Origin of the sequence: Bacillus tuaregi, from assembly GCF_900104575.1 — a bacterium.
In the GTDB taxonomy this organism is placed as follows: domain Bacteria; phylum Bacillota; class Bacilli; order Bacillales; family Cytobacillaceae; genus Bacillus_BD; species Bacillus_BD tuaregi.
Genome location: NZ_LT629731.1, coordinates 1,016,925 through 1,035,130 on the forward strand (window position 1 = coordinate 1,016,925; position 18,206 = coordinate 1,035,130).

At 39.0% G+C, this 18,206-nt stretch carries 18 protein-coding genes; 10 read left to right on the top strand and 8 right to left on the bottom strand.

The window, feature by feature from the left end; genetic code table 11:
* The first annotated feature begins 168 nt into the window (after positions 1-168).
* From BQ5321_RS07195 to BQ5321_RS07210, 4 genes are all read left to right on the top strand, one after another.
* Entirely contained in the window at positions 169-1,173 is a 1,005-nt protein-coding gene (locus BQ5321_RS07195) for an ABC transporter substrate-binding protein (protein WP_187143778.1), read from the top strand.
* A gap of 134 nt (positions 1,174-1,307) precedes the next feature.
* A complete protein-coding gene (locus tag BQ5321_RS07200) occupies positions 1,308-2,300 on the top strand; it encodes an ABC transporter permease (protein WP_071393848.1) in 993 nt (330 codons plus the stop codon).
* A 20-nt stretch (positions 2,301-2,320) separates the two neighbouring features.
* Complete coding sequence (locus tag BQ5321_RS07205; protein WP_071393849.1) at positions 2,321-3,115, top strand: ABC transporter ATP-binding protein; 795 nt, start codon at positions 2,321-2,323, stop codon at positions 3,113-3,115.
* A gap of 127 nt (positions 3,116-3,242) precedes the next feature.
* On the top strand, positions 3,243-4,511 hold the full coding sequence (locus BQ5321_RS07210) for a M48 family metallopeptidase (protein WP_071393850.1): 1,269 nt from the start codon (positions 3,243-3,245) through the stop codon (positions 4,509-4,511).
* Between the two features lie 146 nt (positions 4,512-4,657).
* On the opposite strand, the gene BQ5321_RS07215 is transcribed toward BQ5321_RS07210, so the two are convergent.
* Positions 4,658-4,894, bottom strand: coding sequence for an IDEAL domain-containing protein (locus BQ5321_RS07215; RefSeq protein ID WP_071393851.1), 237 nt, complete (start codon positions 4,892-4,894; stop codon positions 4,658-4,660).
* Between the two features lie 199 nt (positions 4,895-5,093).
* On the opposite strand from BQ5321_RS07215, the gene BQ5321_RS07220 reads away from it, so the two are divergent.
* The gene (locus tag BQ5321_RS07220; protein ID WP_071393852.1) at positions 5,094-5,660 is read left to right on the top strand and encodes a competence protein ComK; all 567 of its coding nucleotides are present in this window, start codon (positions 5,094-5,096) and stop codon (positions 5,658-5,660) included.
* A gap of 72 nt (positions 5,661-5,732) precedes the next feature.
* Here BQ5321_RS07220 and BQ5321_RS07225 read toward each other — a convergent pair whose 3' ends face one another.
* Positions 5,733-6,122: a YhjD family protein gene (locus BQ5321_RS07225; protein ID WP_071396809.1), complete on the bottom strand. Its 390-nt coding sequence runs from the start codon at positions 6,120-6,122 to the stop codon at positions 5,733-5,735.
* A 241-nt stretch (positions 6,123-6,363) separates the two neighbouring features.
* On the opposite strand from BQ5321_RS07225, the gene BQ5321_RS07230 reads away from it, so the two are divergent.
* From BQ5321_RS07230 to addA, 5 genes are all read left to right on the top strand, one after another.
* Positions 6,364-7,317 carry an LCP family protein gene (locus BQ5321_RS07230; RefSeq protein WP_071393853.1) on the top strand — a complete coding sequence of 318 codons (954 nt, stop codon included), beginning with the start codon at positions 6,364-6,366 and terminating at the stop codon, positions 7,315-7,317.
* Positions 7,318-7,487: 170 nt separating this feature from the next.
* A complete protein-coding gene (locus BQ5321_RS07235; RefSeq protein WP_071393854.1) occupies positions 7,488-8,111 on the top strand; it encodes a TVP38/TMEM64 family protein in 624 nt (207 codons plus the stop codon).
* A 40-nt stretch (positions 8,112-8,151) separates the two neighbouring features.
* Positions 8,152-8,706: a signal peptidase I gene (gene lepB / locus BQ5321_RS07240; RefSeq protein WP_071393855.1), complete on the top strand. Its 555-nt coding sequence runs from the start codon at positions 8,152-8,154 to the stop codon at positions 8,704-8,706.
* A 226-nt stretch (positions 8,707-8,932) separates the two neighbouring features.
* A complete protein-coding gene (gene addB, locus BQ5321_RS07245; protein WP_071393856.1) occupies positions 8,933-12,430 on the top strand; it encodes a helicase-exonuclease AddAB subunit AddB in 3,498 nt (1,165 codons plus the stop codon).
* Positions 12,399-16,178: a helicase-exonuclease AddAB subunit AddA gene (addA, locus tag BQ5321_RS07250; RefSeq protein WP_071393857.1), complete on the top strand. Its 3,780-nt coding sequence runs from the start codon at positions 12,399-12,401 to the stop codon at positions 16,176-16,178. Before addB ends, addA begins: the two co-directional genes overlap by 32 nt.
* A gap of 56 nt (positions 16,179-16,234) precedes the next feature.
* Here the strand turns inward: addA and BQ5321_RS07255 are convergent, their stop codons facing one another.
* The 6 genes from BQ5321_RS07255 to BQ5321_RS07280 form a co-directional block, all read right to left on the bottom strand.
* Entirely contained in the window at positions 16,235-16,453 is a 219-nt protein-coding gene (locus BQ5321_RS07255; protein WP_071393858.1) for a spore germination protein, read from the bottom strand.
* A 2-nt stretch (positions 16,454-16,455) separates the two neighbouring features.
* Positions 16,456-16,854 (bottom strand): spore germination protein GerPE, encoded by a 399-nt coding sequence (locus BQ5321_RS07260; protein WP_084786677.1) that lies wholly within the window; start codon positions 16,852-16,854, stop codon positions 16,456-16,458.
* A gap of 9 nt (positions 16,855-16,863) precedes the next feature.
* Positions 16,864-17,043 (bottom strand): spore gernimation protein GerPD, encoded by a 180-nt coding sequence (locus BQ5321_RS07265; protein WP_071393860.1) that lies wholly within the window; start codon positions 17,041-17,043, stop codon positions 16,864-16,866.
* Positions 17,040-17,645, bottom strand: a complete 606-nt coding sequence (gene gerPC, locus BQ5321_RS07270; RefSeq protein WP_071393861.1) for a spore germination protein GerPC — start codon at positions 17,643-17,645, stop codon at positions 17,040-17,042. Before gerPC ends, BQ5321_RS07265 begins: the two co-directional genes overlap by 4 nt.
* Positions 17,646-17,684: 39 nt before the next feature.
* Positions 17,685-17,906 (bottom strand): spore germination protein GerPB, encoded by a 222-nt coding sequence (locus tag BQ5321_RS07275; protein ID WP_071393862.1) that lies wholly within the window; start codon positions 17,904-17,906, stop codon positions 17,685-17,687.
* 71 nt (positions 17,907-17,977) lie between these two features.
* A complete protein-coding gene (locus tag BQ5321_RS07280) occupies positions 17,978-18,199 on the bottom strand; it encodes a spore germination protein (protein WP_071393863.1) in 222 nt (73 codons plus the stop codon).
* Positions 18,200-18,206: the final 7 nt, after the last annotated feature.

Here is an 18,206-nt window from a genome sequence, read left to right on the forward strand (position 1 = left end):
TGATAGTTTTTTAGATGAAATTGACAGAATCTATTTTATTTTTGAAAAAACAGAACAAATAGATTGAAATAAAGCTATTTTGATATTATAATTTACTACACAAAAGCATAACAGCATAAAAGCGTTTAGGTAATAAAGAAATCTATTTTGAGGGGGATTAACATGCTAATGAAAAAGAAAAAGTCAATGAGTTTGGCAGCATTAGGCTTAATGGGTGCTTTATTTTTAAGCGGATGCGGCGACAGTGAGAGTACAAGCGGAAATGAGGCAGGAGGAGACAGCAAGGAAACATACAAGGTTGGAATTACTCAGTATGTAACACATCCGTCATTAGATGCGGCAACAGAGGGCTTTAAGAAGGCGTTGGAGGAAGAAGGCCTTGCAATTGAATATGATGAGCAAAATGCGAACGCTGACCAGAGTAACGTTCAAAATATTGCCAACAACTTTGTCGGGGATGGTGTTGATTTAATCTTTGCTAACGCGACACCAAGTGCTCAAGCAGCATTAAATGCCACTAAGGATATTCCCATTGTATTTACATCTGTAACAGATGCGGTTGGGGCACAGTTAGTTAAGTCGATGGAAGAACCGGGCGGAAATGTAACGGGAACAATTGACAACCACCCTGATGCGATTCCAAACACAGTCAAGTTTATTAGTGAAAATTTTCCTGATAAAACGATTGGAACCGTTTATAATGCTGGTGAACAAAATTCTGTAGCTCAGGTTGATACGATAAAAGAATCTATTAAAGAATTAGGCTTAAAAGACCTTGTAACAGCTACAGTTTCAACATCTGCCGAGGTTAAGCAGGCTGCTGAATCCTTGATTGGAAAGGCAGATATCATCTATATCATTACGGATAATACGGTTGTTTCTGCATTGGAATCTGTTATTCAGGTTGCACAGGACAATAAATTGCCTTTATTTGTAGGTGAGCTTGATTCGGTAGAACGCGGAGGCTTTGCAGCATACGGCTTTAATTATGAAGATATCGGATATGAGGCAGGCTTATTGGCAGCACAAATTTTAAAGGGAGAAAAGGAACCTTCTGAGTTGCCTGTTCAATATCCACAAAATCTAAAATTAGTAATCAATAAGGAAGCTGCAGAAAAAATGAATATCGAGCTTAAAGATGAATGGAAAGAGGAAGCCGAAATTATTGAATAGTAGTTTGGTGGAAATTGTATAGCGAGGGGTTCTGTTTGGGACCCCTCCTTTTGTTCATATGAATGGCGGTCTAAAGAGGCACTGTTCGAACCCTTGCTCTAGTGTCTTTAGTTTGTGCAGAAAGGAGTATTCACATGTTTAACGCCGTTTTTGGCTCCTTTGAGGCAGGTGCCATTTATGCACTGATGGCTTTAGGAGTTTACTTATCGTTTAGAATATTAGATTTCCCCGATATGACGGTTGATGGGTCATTCGTAACGGGAGCATCGGTTGCTGCTGTATTAATTGTTGGGGGAATGGACCCGTTTTTGGCAACGATATTAGCTATTGTTGTTGGCTTTATAGCTGGCTGCGTAACTGGGCTTCTCCATACGAAAGGGAAAATTAATCCTTTATTATCCGGAATTCTAATGATGATTGCACTTTATTCGATTAATTTACGTATCATGGGAAAATCAAATGTTCCACTTCTTCAAGAGGAAACTGTCTTTACAAAGCTGATTGGCTTTTGGCAGGGCTTAAGAATAGATGAGGGAATCAATCGATTATTTCAAATGATAGGTCTCGGAGATCTGGTACCAAGGACTTGGGGAATCCTCCTCATCATGCTTGTTCTAGCCTTTCTTGTAAAAAAGGGACTCGATTTCTTCCTCAAAACCGATATTGGCTTAGCTATCCGGGCAACCGGTGATAATGAAACGATGATTCGCAGCTTTTCAGCTGACACTGATGGACTGAAAATATTAGGTCTTGGACTTGCTAACGCTATGGTGGCTTTTTCAGGTGCTTTAGTAGCTCAATACAGCGGCTTCAGTGATGTAGGAATGGGAATCGGAATGATTGTTATTGGTCTTGCATCTGTCATCATTGGCGAGGCAGTATTTGGGGCAAAGACAATTGTGAGAGCTACACTTGCTGTAATCGGAGGCTCTATTTTATATCGATTGATTGTCACAATGGCACTTCGTGTTGATTTCCTTGAAACAGGTGATATGAAACTAATCACCGCCATTATTGTTATTTTTGCCTTAGTCCTTCCAAAGATAAATCATAGCCGAATCGAAAAACAACGGAAAAAGAAGCGAATGCTGCAGTCAATAGAGCAGAAGCAGGCCTACAAAGCATAAAAGAAATCGAGGTGATTCCGATGCTGCATTTAAATCAAATTTTTAAAGTGTTTAATGAAGGTACTCCAGATGAGAAAATAGCGCTCCAAGAGTTAACACTTCAATTGAATCCAGGAGATTTTGTCACGGTTATCGGCAGTAACGGAGCAGGGAAATCTACGTTAATGAATATTATCTCTGGCAAAATGATTACTGACCTTGGCACGGTTTATATTGATGGGAGGAATGTGACAAATATAAGGGAACATAATCGGGCTAGACTTGTTGGACGTGTATTTCAGGATCCAATGGCAGGTACAGCTCCAACTATGACGATTGAGGAAAACTTAGCGATTGCCTTTGCCAGAACAAAAAAACGTGGACTAAGCATCGGTGTGACAAAAAAAAGACGGGATTTTTTTAAAGCTAAGCTGGAAACGCTCCATTTGGGGTTAGAGAATCGATTAGGGGCAAAGGTTGGTCTTCTTTCAGGAGGAGAACGACAGGCACTTTCATTGTTAATGGCAACCTTCACAGACCCTAAAATCCTTCTCCTTGATGAGCATACTGCAGCACTTGACCCATCAAGGGCAGAGTTAATTACCAATTTAACAAGGGAGATTGTACAGAAAAACAATCTGACAACTTTAATGGTAACTCACAATATGCAACAGGCGATTGATTTGGGAAATAAGCTCATCATGATGGATAAAGGTCAAGTAATCTTTAAGGCAAATGAAGTAGATAAAAAACAATTAACGGTTGAAAAACTGTTAGAAGAGTTCCAACGTATTCGTGGAGAAAAAATGAACAGTGACAGAGCAGTATTAATTTAGGAGACTGACCATTATGTCGGCCTCCTTTTTTTATTCTGCTACTAAAACTGGTTCTAATTTATAGTAATCCTACTAAACTAATAATAAGCTGTTTGTACATATCAAGGAGGCAGGAAGGGGGAAAAGAATGGCAAGAAGGATAGGGCTGTACGGGGTACTGGCATATTTTCTATTTGGTTTGTTTTTCTATTGGTATTTATTTTATTTTGCAGATTCAAGTTTACCTTTCGAGTATCAAGGAACGCATGCAGATCCATCCACTTTTTTAAATGAACGGGAGCTTTTTTTAAGTGAGGAATATTCACGGATTCGCTATTTATTGTTTTTTTTATCCACCCCATATGAATGGCTTTTTTATTTGTTTATCTTATTACTTGGTCTATCAAAAGCATTTAATGATTGGTCCGAAGTAACAGCGAAAAAGAAATGGCTACAAACAGCCGTGTATTTACTTTGGCTGTCATTCTTCTCATTTATTGCCATGCTGCCGTTTAGTTACATCAGCTATTATTTATCCAAAAGCTACCACATATCAACACAAAGCTTTGCATCCTGGCTGAAGGAAGAATTAATGGATTTTTGGGTGAACTTTGGTATTATGTTTATCCTTGTTTCGGTGCTCTATTGGTTAATGAAGAAGAGTGCAAAACGATGGTGGCTGTATGCATGGTTGCTTTCAGTTCCATTTACATTGTTTATGACATTTCTTCAGCCAGTCGTCATTGACCCTCTTTATAATGATTTTTATCCGTTAAAAAATAAGGAACTTGAGGCGGAGATTATTGAGCTGGCACAAAAGGCAGATATTCCGGCGAATCATGTTTTTGAAGTAAATATGTCAGAAAAAACAAATGCACTAAATGCATATGTGACAGGGATAGGATCAAACGCGAGGATTGTCTTGTGGGATACAACGCTTCATAAATTAAGTGATGAGCAAATCTTGTTTATCATGGCGCATGAAATGGCCCATTATATTGAGAAACATATTTATTTCAATATTGCCACTAGCTTACTTTTTTCATTAGTTGGCCTGTATTTAACTGCAAAATTAATGAATTGGGCAGTTACCCGTTATGGTGAGGCATTCAGAATAACAGCTGTCAGTGACCTACGCTCTCTGCCACTGTTTTTACTGATTATTTCCATGCTTATGTTTGTTTCAAGCCCCCTTTCGAACGTGATATCCCGCTATCAGGAATCAAGAGCGGACGAATATGCAATTGAAATGACGAGGAATACTGAAGCAGGTGTAACCACATTTCAAGAATTATCGCGCGCAGGTTTAAGTCAAGTAAATCCACCATTTCTTGTCAAGGTATTCATCTATGGTCATCCAACAATGCTGGAAAGGATTACAGCTCTTGAAGAATATGAGATAAAACAGAGGGAATAAAGAATACAGAAATGGAAAAACATCCTCCTTAAGGATAAAGGAGGATGTTTCAGTTGGAAAAGGAGAACGGTTAGTTGATAATTCACATTGACAGGCGTTAGGAGAGTTATGGAGGGGGTAAACATAAGAATGACTCCAAGGTATTTCTATGTTCCAAAACGCTTGCTAAGTTCTTTGAATTGTTCAGATAGTACATAAAAATTGTCGGTATTTCGTTCGTCGATTGCTTTGTCAATACGCGCCAATAAACTTTCTTTTTCTGCTTTTAATAGGATTTCAGTTAGGAACATTTCAATGTACAAATCTAGAATGTAGTTTTCTTTAAATTTCTTTTTGTTCATGGCACTGGATTTCATTAATTCTGTGTAAGAATTCTCTTTCATGGAAATCACCTCGGGTGCTTTTTTATATTATATGGAATTATCGCATGATAATCAACTGAATTTTAAAAATTTTTAGAAAATATTTTGTCATATCGACAAATATGTATATATTAAGAAGAAAGTATGATTATATAGAAATAAATGGAATATAGATGATATGATAGTAATTGGATTTTTAATAAAAGGAGATGAAAATTATATGGTAAAAACAGAAATCATTGAGGAATATCAAATTAGCCGATCGACACTGGCAATACTTCCAATGGAATATGGCAGTAAGCTGTATTCACAGATCTATGATCTTGAAGTAGATCAATTTTCCCCATTAAAGCCGCTTGAGCTAATTAAGAAGAGCTGCCGATCATTTTGTTCGAGTTATGAAGGTCGTAAGGAAGGGAGCAGACAATTAATTGGCTTCACCCATAAAATCCCCATTACGATTGATTCCACCAATATGCTATATTTTTTCCCAACTGCTTCTCCTTTAAGTAAGCGTTGTGCATGGGTATCCCACGTGCATGTATTACATTATGAAAAAATCGATTCAGCCACTACCCTCGTTTATTTTAGAAATAAAAAAACAGTTATCATTCCCACTTCAGTCTATACCTTTGAAAACCAAATGCTTAGAACGGCTTTACTACGTACGAATCTGATGCAGAAAAAACAGAGTGGTGGTCAGGAACGGGTCTCCCTCTCGAGATATCGACTTGTCTCGAAGGCCTCTGAGAACAGCCCAGAATATGGGGGAGTGAAAGAAGATTAAATTGCTACCTAGGGGATCATAAGAATGTAGAAGCATGTGAATTATTTAACATGCTTCTCTTTTACTTTGTGTCTATGGATGGGGGGTATGCTCTGCTATAAAAGAAGTAAACCTTTTATACAGATAGAAGCTTAGCAATTCTTGAACCCTGTTTCGAATACGGGGATTAAAATAATTATGCTGTTCCTGATAATCCTTATATAAAAACAGGAAACCAGTAAAGGCATGATCATGACTAACTTGTTCAACCGCCAAGCTCCTATCCTTCATGTATTGCTTGATCTCTCTTAGTTCCTGCTGAATGACTTTCATGGTTTCTTCAATTAGCTCAGTGTAAGGTTGCTTTAATTTAAATGGACTTGCATTAACAACAACTAAATCTCGATTTAAGATGGTAAGAACCATAGGTAAATAAATTGCTTGCTCCATCATATTTCTATCCTTCTCTGGGATTCTGGTCATCATCCAAAACCTCCTTTAACAACAAGAACGCTTGTTCTGTATTTATCTTAATTCATTCTGTTTTCTATTTCAAGTACTTTTGTTGAATAGCCTTTTGAAAAGGCTTGTTAACCTAGTAATATGTTAGTTCTTGAGGCTATTTTAAGGTAAAATGAATAAGTAGACTATTAACTTATATCACGCATAAAATGGGAGATGATGACAATCTTTTCGCTTCTCCTATTTTAGGAAGGGTTAATTGATGATGAGATATGAAAAAAAACAACAGGAAAAAAGATTAAAGAAGAAGCGTAAAAATCGATTGCTTAAAGTAACGATATGGGTATTATTTTTTATGATGGTTGTTACCTTTGGATATGCCTATTATCAATATAAACAAGGTTTCAACCATGCTAAGGAAAAATCCACGATTGAACAGGAAGTATTTGAATTTAATGGGGACAAGGACCAGTATGGTGGAACAAATATTCTTCTCATTGGAAGTGATTCAAGAGGTGAAGAAAGCGCACGGTCAGATACAATCATGATCGCCCAATATCATCCGAAAAAACACACCTATAAACTAATTTCCATCATGCGGGATACCTATGTTGATATTCCTAATCATGGGAAAAATAAAATTAATGCAGCCTTTGCTATTGGTGGGCCAGAATTATTAAGACAAACGATTAAAGAAAATTTGAATGTAGATATAAAATATTATGCCATTGTGGATTTTGACGGGTTCATTCACTTAATTGATGAAGCGTTTCCGAACGGAGTTGAAATTGAAGTAGAAAAAGCGATGTCGGCTTATTTAGATGTACCATTGGAACCAGGATTACAAAGACTTGATGGAGCTCATCTTCTTTCATATGTAAGGTTTAGATACGATGCTATGGGGGATTTTGATCGGGTTAAACGACAGCAAAAAACAATGAAGGAAGTGGCCTCACAGTTTGCTTCCTTTCAAACACTATCAAGGCTGCCGAAATTAGTTGGAGTGATGGCTCCATACGTGAATACAAATATGGATACATCAGATATTATATATATAGGGAAGGATTATATTTCAAAGGACAATCGCAATATTGAAACATTTCGTATTCCTGTTGATGGAGCCTTTAAACCGGAACGAATTAACGGGATAGGGGAAGTCCTTCGGATAGATATCGAGGCTAACACGGATGCAATAGGAGATTTTTTAGCAAAGTAAGAGTTATTCTTTTCCATTTATCTAGACCAGGTGTAAAATGAATGAAAGGGTTATTTTTCTTCGATGTTGATATTGTTGATAGGGGATTCCTTTTACTTATGAAATTCAAAAAATGGGTGGGTAAGTCAAATTGAATATTCTGTTTTGTATAGAGCCGGGAGTTATCATGAATGGATTTTGATATGTTAAAAGAATGGTTTACATTTGAAAATATTATGGCATTAATCCATGAATATCGATCCTTTGGTCCACTTCCAGGTATATTGCTTCCTATGCTTGAAGCATTTCTGCCTTTTTTACCACTATTTTTATTTGTCATGGCAAATGCAAATGCCTTTGGTTTATGGTTTGGTTTTTTATTTTCATGGATTGGTGCTTGTACAGGTGCACTGCTAGTCTTTTTACTAGTGAGAAGGTTTGGTCAGAAAAGAATCCTACAATTTATTAAGAAGCATCGTCAGGTGCAAAGACTGATGCTGTGGGTTGAACGTCATGGCTTCGGTCCGTTATTTATCCTTCTATGCTTTCCATTTACTCCTTCTGCGATTGTTAACATTGTTGCTGGACTCTCCAAGATTAGTACATATCAGTACATGTTAGCAGTAATGACGGGAAAATTGGTGATGATTTTTACCATCAGCTTTGTTGGACATGATTTAAAATCACTTATGACACAGCCATTCAGAACAGCTGTGGTAGGACTGGTTATTTTTATTCTTTGGTATGTTGGGAAGATAGTGGAAGTAAAAATAAATAAGAGTATGGATAAAGAACATAGCAGGCAAGAAGGCTAGTCGATAAAGTGGATTACAATAAGTGGAGGAATCGGTGCATATGAAGGAGGAAATCAAGAAAGAAGGTATTGAGTGGCTGAAGGCTCTTGCAATTGGTACAGTGATTTTTGCATTTATCCGGATGTTCTTTTTTTCGAATTATGTGGTAGAAGGGGAATCGATGATGCCGACTCTCCAGGACGGAAATAAGCTAGTAGTCAATAAGATTGGTTATCAAATAGGCGAACTGCATCGATTTGATGTGATTGTTTTTCACGCAAATGAGAGTGAAGATTATGTAAAACGTGTGATAGGACTTCCTGGTGACGAAATAAAGTATCTGGATGACCAGCTTTTTATTAATGGAAAAAAATATGAAGAGCCTTATTTAGAAAAATATCGACAGCAGACCTTTGGCGGTCGTTTGACAGGTAATTTTACTCTTTATGAACTGACTGGACAACAATCGGTACCTGAGGATATGATTTTTGTGTTAGGAGATAATCGGCTAGGCAGCAGGGACAGCCGTGAATTTGGGTTTGTTTCCGTTGAACAGGTAGTTGGCAAGGTCAATCTAAGATATTGGCCAATGGATGAAGTAGCGGTTTCTTTCTAACGATAATAGTGATAAAGAGGATTCGTGATACGATAACGAATCTTTTTTTATTCTTTTGGCTCTGTTCAATTACAGTGCTGATTTTTTAAGCGGGGTTGATTGTAGTAGAAGGCAGGCTTAAACAGATTGATTATTCGTAAGAAATTAACAATATCGCCTGTCATTATTCATAAGGTTTGTGTGTTAATATGTTTACTAGACAAAATCATAGGAGGAGGAGGAAGGGATGTCAGTACGCTTATTAATTGGACGGTCGGGAAGTGGGAAAACTTCGACATGTCTTGATGAAATACGAGAAAAATTAGCGGAAAACCCAGAGGGACATCCGCTTATCTATTTAGTACCAGACCAGATGACCTTTTTATCAGAATATCAATTAATTAATACACCCGGCTTAGGTGGAATGATTCGGGCACAGGTATTCTCCTTTACACGTCTTGCTTGGCGAGTACTTCAAGAGACCGGCGGTATCAGTCGCTATCATTTAAATAGTACGGGAATTAATATGCTAATTCAAAAAATCTTGGAGGAGAAAAAAGAAGAGTTCAAGCTGTTTGGACGAGCTGCTGATAAAACCGGGTTTATCAGTCAGATGGAGCAAATGCTTGTTGAATTTAAGCGCTATTGTGTTCAACCAGAGGAATTAATTGAACAAAAGGAACAGTTGTCCGATCACACTCTCCAGGACAAGTTGCATGACCTCCAGCTAATCTATGAAGGGTTTGAAGCAGGATTATCCAATAAATATGTTGATACAGAAGATTATTTTCGGTTGCTTTCTGAAAAAATCTCTCAATCCACTTATTTACAAGCAGCGGAAATTTATATTGATGGCTTCTACAGTTTTACACCGCAGGAATACATGGTGATTGAGCAGCTTATGAAGCAATGTAAGCAGGTAACCATTACGTTAACCTTAGAACGCTCTTATCGCAATCAAGCGCCGGATGATTTACACTTGTTCCGCCTTTCAGGGGAGAATTGCCGAACATTATATGAGATTGCTACGGTAAACAAAATTCCTGTTGAGGAAGTCATGTTAGATCAGCCTAAAAGGTGGGGGAATGAGGCATTACAGCACCTAGAAGCCCATTTTGATTCTAGGCCTGCCCGTACGTTCAATAAACCAAACTCAATTTATATAGCTCAGGCTGTTAATCGAAGGTCAGAAATCGAGGGAATTGCCCGAAATATTAAGCGCCTTGTTTCAGACAATGGCTATCGATACCGTGATATTGCTCTGCTTATGAGGAACGGACAGGACTATCATGAACTTATTGAAACGATTTTTCGCGATTATCAGATACCCTATTTTATGGATCAAAAGAGAACGATGCTGAATCATCCTCTTGTTGAGCTGATTCGTTCTGTTCTGGAAATACTTAATGGGAATTGGCGGTATGAACCGGTATTTCGAGCCATTAAAACGGAGCTGTTATTCCCTCTTGGGCAGGATAGCGCTAGACTGCGCGAGCAGATGGACAGCCTTGAAAATTATGTGTTAGCCTATGGAATTAAAGGGGACAAATGGACGAAACGGGAGCGTTGGATTTATCGGAGAATTCGGGGACTTGAATACGAAAATATCGCTCAAACAGATAGAGAAAAGCGGAAGGAACAGGAGTTAAATGAGCTTCGGCTTATGGTTACTGCTCCGATTTTACGCTTGTCACGGCGCTTAAAAAAGGCTGGGACGGGGAGACTGCTTGGAGAAGCCTTATATTTATTCCTTGAGGAATTAGATATACCAGCTAAGTTGGAAAAATGGAAATTTACAGAAGAAGAAAAGGGAAATCTTGTTAAGGCACGGGAACACGATCAGGCCTGGAATTCGATTATTGATATATTAGATCAATTTGTTGAGATTCTAGGTGAAGAAGAATTCACATTGCAGTCATTTTCGAAAATACTCGATGCAGGGCTGGAAGCACTAAGATTTTCCCTTGTTCCACCAGCAATTGATCAAGTATTGGCAGGAGATTTGGAGAAATCTCGTTTCTCCGAGGTAAAAGCAGCTTTTGTTATTGGTTTAAATGAAGGAGTGCTGCCTGCTAAATTTACAGATGATGGGATTCTTGCTGATGTAGACCGTGAACAATTACTTATGAATGGTTTGAAAATGGCTCATTCAAGTAAAACTCGATTATTAGATGAAGAATTTATCGCCTATAAAGCATTTGTAACACCTTCTGAATGCTTGTATATTAGTTATCCATTAGCAAATGAAGAGGGAAAGGCCTTGATACCATCCCTTTATATAAAAAGACTTCAGGATTTTTTCCCAAATCACCATGAGCTGCTTTATATGGCAGATCCATCAGAGTTGGCTGATCATGAACAGCTTGAGTATATCTCCCATCGGAATAGAAGCTTGTCTTACTTAACAGCACAGCTGCAGCTAAAAAAACGGAACTATCCATTAGCTGATTTTTGGTGGGATGTATATAACTGGTATGTATCTGGTCGTGATAAGGAAAGGGCTATCCTTGTTCTGTCCAGCCTGGATTATAAAAATCCAGCCAAGCCCCTTTCTGAGCAGATGAGTCAGGAGTTATATGGTGATGTCATTCAGGCAAGTGTGTCGAGAATGGAACTCTTTCAAGGCTGCCCATTTTCCCATTTTGCTCAGCATGGCCTACGCCTCAAGGACCGACGTGTCTTTCGTTTAGAAGCACCTGATATTGGTGATCTATTTCATTCAGCCTTAAAGTTTATTGCTGAATCGGTCATGAATAATCATCTAACCTGGGCGGATCTCACAAAGGAACAGTCAGCGAAATTAGCCAAAGCCGCTGTAGAGGCACTGGCGCCAAGACTGCAAAATGAAATCCTTCTGAGCTCCAATCGTCATGCCTATATTAAACGGAAGCTGGAACAAATTATTACACGTGCTTCCATGATATTAAGTGAGCATGCTAAGGTAAGCGGCTTTTCACCGGTCGGACTCGAGCTTGGCTTTGGTCCTAGAAATGAACTTCCACCCTTGTCCTTCCAGCTCCGTAATGGGACGAAGATGGAGCTAGTAGGAAGAATTGACCGTGTTGATAAAGCTGAGGCTGAGAATGGTGTTTATTTACGAGTGCTTGATTATAAATCAAGCACAAAGGAATTAAATCTCGGTGAGGTTTATTATGGCATGGCCCTGCAAATGCTGACCTATTTAGATATCATCATGACTCATTCAAAATCTTTAGTCGGTGCTGATGCTATTCCGGCAGGAGTCTTTTATTTTCACGTCCATAATCCAATGATAAGCTCAAATGAAATCCTGACGCTTGACGCAATCGAAGAGAAAATCTTTAAAAAGTTTAAAATGAACGGACTCGTGCTAGGCGATGAAAATGCCATCAGGTTAATGGATTTAAGTCTTGACTCAGGTGCGTCAGATATTGTCCCAGCAGAAATAAAAAAAGATGGAACATTATCAAAGCGTTCAAAAACTGCTAGCATTCAAGAATTTACTGATATGCGGGAATTTGTGCGGCAAATGTATGTGAAAACAGGAAATGCCATAACAAAAGGCGATGTACAAATCGCACCTTATAAACTGAAGGATAAAACAGCCTGTACGTTTTGTTCATATAAATCAGTCTGTCAATTTGATGAATCCATGGAAGATAATCAATACCGATTACTTGTTCCTCGTTCAAGAGAAGAGGCGCTTGAACTGATGAGAAAGGAGGTAGCAGAAAATGGGGATAAGCCAAATACCACCGAAGCCTGAAAACGCAACATGGACCGATGACCAATGGAAGGCCATTATGGCAAATGGACAGGATATATTGGTTGCAGCTGCTGCCGGGTCAGGTAAAACAGCTGTATTAGTTGAAAGAATGATTAAGAAGGTCTTGTCTAAGGAAGCGCCCATTAATGTAGACGAGCTTTTAGTTGTTACGTTTACAAACGCTTCAGCAGCAGAAATGCGTCACAGAATTAGTGAAGCATTGGAGAAAGCCATTAATGAAGATCCTGCGTCCAACCATTTACGAAAACAGCTCAGTTTATTGAATAGGGCATCCATTTCTACGATTCATTCCTTTTGTCTAGAGGTGATACGAAAATATTACTATGTCATCGATGTTGATCCAGGATTTAGGATTGCGGATGAAACAGAAGGACAGCTACTACGTGATGAGGTTATGGACGAGCTGTTCGAGGAAGAATATGGTAAAGAAAATAATGAAGAGTTTTTCCATCTTGTCGATAGCTTTACTAATGACCGCAGTGATACGGCATTGATGGATATCATACGGGACCTATATGACTTTGCTCGTGCAAATCCGGATCCTGGGGGATATTTGCAAAAAATAGTTCAAATGTATGCTGTTGATAACGAAGTTTCGATAGATAATCTTGCCTTTATGAAGGCCTGTCTTTTTGATATAGAGCTTCAGCTCGAAGGAGTCAAGGGCATGCTAGAAAAAGGGCTTGCTCTAACGAAAGTGCCAGGAGGTCCTGCTCCAAGGGCAGAAAACTTTATAGATGATATAAAAATTGTCGATATGATGCTGGCATCCTGCAAGGATTCGTGGGGTACCTTATATCAAGCCATGCAAAGCTGGTCATTTTCCCGTGCAAAAACCTGTCGTGGAGATGAATTTAAGAAAGAGCTGATAGATAAGGCACAGAAGTTACGTGAGAGTGCAAAGAAGAAGCTCCAGGATTTGCAGAATGAATTCTTTTCTCGAAAGCCTGAGAGCTTTCTACAGGATATGAAAGAGATGAAGCCGGTTATTGAGACACTGGCAAGGCTTGTTCACAGCTTTTCAGAGCGCTTCAGTGCTGTAAAAAGGGAGAAAGGATTGGTGGATTTTGCGGATTTAGAGCATTATTGCCTTGAGATACTACTTGATCCTGCTGCGAAACAGGTTGGTAGTCTGGCTCCATCTGATGCTGCCCGCTATTACCGTAATCAATTTAAAGAGGTTCTTGTCGATGAGTACCAGGACGTAAACCTGGTCCAGGAATCCATTATCAAGCTTGTCACAAAGGAAGACGAGAATACAGGAAACCTTTTTATGGTGGGAGATGTGAAGCAATCGATTTATCGCTTTCGGCTTGCAGAGCCCAATCTTTTTCTGGGAAAATATCAGCGGTTCACAGATGATGGAGCGGACAGTGGGTTAAAAATTGACTTAGCAAAGAATTTCCGTAGCCGTCATGAGGTTTTGTCCGGAACCAATTATTTATTTAAGCAAATCATGGGAGTTAATGTCGGTGAAATTGAATATAACGAAGCAGCCGAGCTTGTCAAAGGAGCCTCATACCCGGAGGATGTTTCATATCCGGTTGAGTTATTGCTGATTGATCTGGAAAAGGATGAAAATGATGCAAAAGAAGATAGCAGTGAAGTAGCCGATGCTGTCCTTGATGAGCTTGAACTTGCACAATCACAGCTTGAAGCGAGGATGATGGCTAAGAAAATTAAAGCCATGATTGCTGAAAAAGCTTCCGTTTTTAATCCAAAAACAAACAGCAGCAGACCTATTATGTATAAGGATATTGTGATTTTACTACGCTCAATGACTTGGGCACCGCAGATCATGGAGGAGTGCAAACAGCAGGGGATACCAGTCTATGCAAATCTTTCCACCGGATATTTTCAGGCTACAGAGATTACGATTATGATGTCGTTATTAAAGGTCATTGATAACCCATATCAGGATATTCCGCTTGCCTCTGTCCTTCGCTCACCAATTGTCGGACTGCACGAGGAAGAGTTGGCGAAAATCCGGATTCAGGAAAAAAATGGGACCTTTTATGATGCATTATCAGCCTTCTGCCATAGTAAATCAGTAGGTGAAAATGAGAGACTATATGATAAAGTAAAGCCATTTCTCTTGAAGCTAGATAGCTGGAGGTCTATGGCCAGACAGGGTTCTCTTTCCTCTTTAATATGGCAGCTATACCGAGATACTCACTTTTATGATTTTGCCGGTGGTCTACCGGGCGGTAAACAAAGACAGGCAAATTTACGAGCATTATATGATCGTGCCCGTCAGTATGAGGCTACTTCGTTTAGAGGCTTGTTCCGTTTTCTTCGTTTCATTGAAAGGATGCAGGAACGGGGAGATGATCTTGGGGCTGCACGTGCACTTGGAGAGCAGGAGGATGTCGTTCGAATCATGACTATCCATAGCAGTAAAGGGCTTGAGTTTCCTGTTGTTTTTGTTGCCGGCTTAGGTCGACAATTTAATATGATGGATTTGAAAAAGCCCTATTTACTAGACAAAGAATATGGATTTGCTTCGAAATATGTAAATGTTGATAAACGAATTACCTATCCTTCTTTGCCTCAATTAGCCTTTAAACGGAAGAAAAGGCTTGAATTGCTGGCAGAAGAAATGCGTGTCCTCTATGTTGCGTTAACACGTGCGAAGGAAAGATTGTTTTTAATCTCATCAGTGAAAAGTCTTCAAAAACGGCTTGCCAAATGGGAGCAGACACTTGAGCATCCAGATTGGCTGTTAAAGGATTATGATCGAGCTTCTGCAGACAGCTACCTTGATTGGGTCGGACCATCACTTATTAGACATCGGGACTGTCAGTTACCTATAGATGAAGGATTAAAGGCATCAAGTCTGATTCCACAAGCCCTGATTGAGCATCCATCCTGCTGGAAGATTGATATTATGAATGCTAAAGAGGCAGCCTTATTAGATGAGGAAGAAGCAGCAACTGATCATAATTGGCTAGAAAAAGTGATACAAGGGGAACCAATGCCACTGTCCTCTCCTTATAAAATGGAAATAGAAGCAAGACTGTCGTGGCAGTATCCATATATAAGTGCGTCATCACACCGCTCTAAACAATCTGTTTCAGAAATTAAAAGGCAGAAGGATTCGTCTGACGAGACTAGTGGTACAGAGCTGTTACGACGATTTAAAAAACCATTAATGAATAGACCACGCTTTATGCAGGAAAAAGCTCTTTCACCTGCTGAAATTGGGACAGCCATGCATATGGTAATGCAGCATGTTGATTTCACGACACCAATTGATCAGACTGCCATTAAGCAGCTAGTTCAAGCTATGGTTAGCAAAGAGCTCCTGACGGAAGAGCAAATGTCTGTAATTGATCCTAGTTTAATTAGTTCTTTTTTTGAGACATCATTAGGAAAAAGAATGATATCGGCAAAGGTATTAAAGCGTGAAGTTCCCTTCAGTTTGTCGCTTCCGGCTGTGGAGGCTTACGAGGATTGGACGGGAGATGATGAACCGGTTCTTGTACAAGGGATTATTGACTGTCTGTTTGAGGATGAGGGCGGTCTAGTACTGCTTGATTATAAGACAGATGGGATATCCGATCGGTATAAAGGCGGTTTTGACGAGGCAAGACCGATACTAGAAAAACGCTATCGTGTACAAATCGATCTCTATACAAAAGCGGTTGAGCAAATTTATAAGCGACCAATTAAAGAAAGATACTTATTTTTCTTTGACGGTGCACATCTATTAAAATTAGAACGTTAAAAACCGGCAGGCTGGGTAGCCTGCCGGTTTTTTCAAAGAAGTAAGAATTCGTTAGTCTAATTATTCCCTACATTTGGCTGGTCAATGAGATTTGTATCAAAATGGTTTGTTACGCTAATCCCGTCAGTGGTACAGACAAACCCGCCAGTATTTCCTCCTCCAGATCCCGAGGTCGTTTTTGAATTGCTTTTTGGTGCAATATTTAACGCATCACCAAATTGAACATTTCCTCCGCCAATATTTATGATTTGTACAGGACCAACAATTGCTGGCATTTTTACCCCTCCTCTATAGATTGGTCACTGTTATTTTCTACTGTTTCTATATGTCTAATGTGAAGGGTTCTCGCTTCTGCTTGAATATTGTCAGAGCTTCCAATATGCAGTATAGATGAGGCAGTCACTTCAACAGCGCTAATTGAACCAACCTTGATTAGAGGGTTTAGAGATACGGAGTTAATCCTTATGGCTTCATCTAAAGGAGGAATAGGAAGTGGGCGGGAAAAAATTCCGTACAATTTGAAGTTGCCTTCGTTGTCATAATAAAGCTCTTTTTGCCTTTGAATGGCAAGGACACGGGCAAATGTATTTAAATGGTTAGAATCCCCAATATGAATGACAGCAGATAGTCCGGTGGAATTTATCTTTAGGTTATCTACTTTCGAAGTACGTATCATAATTTTCCATTACCCCCCAGCAGGAAGCGGAACAAACGGTCCAATGATTAAGGACTCCGCTGGTGTGTCAAACATTGAGCTAAGCTGAATAGAATTGGCATCACCTACCAGTAATATGGAAGAGCTGGCTATCCCCATTACTCGAATATCTCCAACGCAAATTTCACGATTTACCACTTCAAAATTCATTCTTTTTTCGTTCCTTTCATATTTTCTGGAAGATGTTGTAGAAAGGTTACAACACCTTGATGAATCTCCTTTTTCAAACTTTCTAAAATCCGTTCTCGTCGTTGTTCAGCCGCCTCATCTTTTCTAGCTGGAGGCTGATTTAAGTAAAACTCAATTCTATTTGGAAGCTGCTTTTTTATATCCTGGAAGATAAAATCATGATAGGATTCATTAACATGTTGGTGAAGCTGTTGTGCAGCGTCTTCAATAATGGACTGTAGATTTGTCTCAAGATATTCGCGAAGGGAAGTTTCGATATCTGTTACTAGGTGCATTCGTTCCTGTGGTGTGACAGTGGTTGGTTTCTCTGCAATGGAAAGGTCGTCTATCCCTTGTAAATCAGCCGGGTTTAAACCGATATTTAATGTACCTTCCAATGTTTCAACCTTTAATTGATCAAATTTGTATTCCATCTTCTCGACATGAACAGGAGGACGAGCTTCCAGTTTTTTGACCTTCTTCTCCAACGAGTTGATTTGTTTTTGTAAACTGCGCAATGTTTCATTTTGTTTCATTACGAAAGTCTGCATTGATTGAATAACCTGATAGATATCTTTATTCATCCTTCACACCTCACAGTTCTTTTTAGGTATTGCCCTCATTCAGGGGGTAATAGCTGACGGAACTAATGTAATGGCCGACTCTTGTATTTGAGTATTTGGTGTGCTTGCTTGTGGAGCAGCTTCAGTAAAGCCTCCTGTATTGAAAAGATGGGAAGCAGGCTTGATAATCCCAGCACTGCCGATTTGAAGAACAGAAGAGTTTGTAATATTAGTGATTTTTAAATGATTGATTGAAATAGATTGCTGAACATAAATATTCATTTATTTCACCACTCTTATCCTTTTGCTTTTTTGATAAAGAGGATAGATAGTATCATGATTAAGAAATACATTTATACATTAAAAAAGTTTCCTTGATCAATCGTATCTTGATCGAAAGTATTTGTTGAGCTATTCTGATTTTGAACTAAGAGGCTCTCACCAAGATTAAAGGATCCTGCACCAGCGAAGGTTTTAGCATTGGAAAACGTCGAAATTTTATATACATCACCGATATGAAAAACAGCAGCTGATCCAATAGATATCACTTGAACAACGCCTACGATAGCCGGCATATGCTTA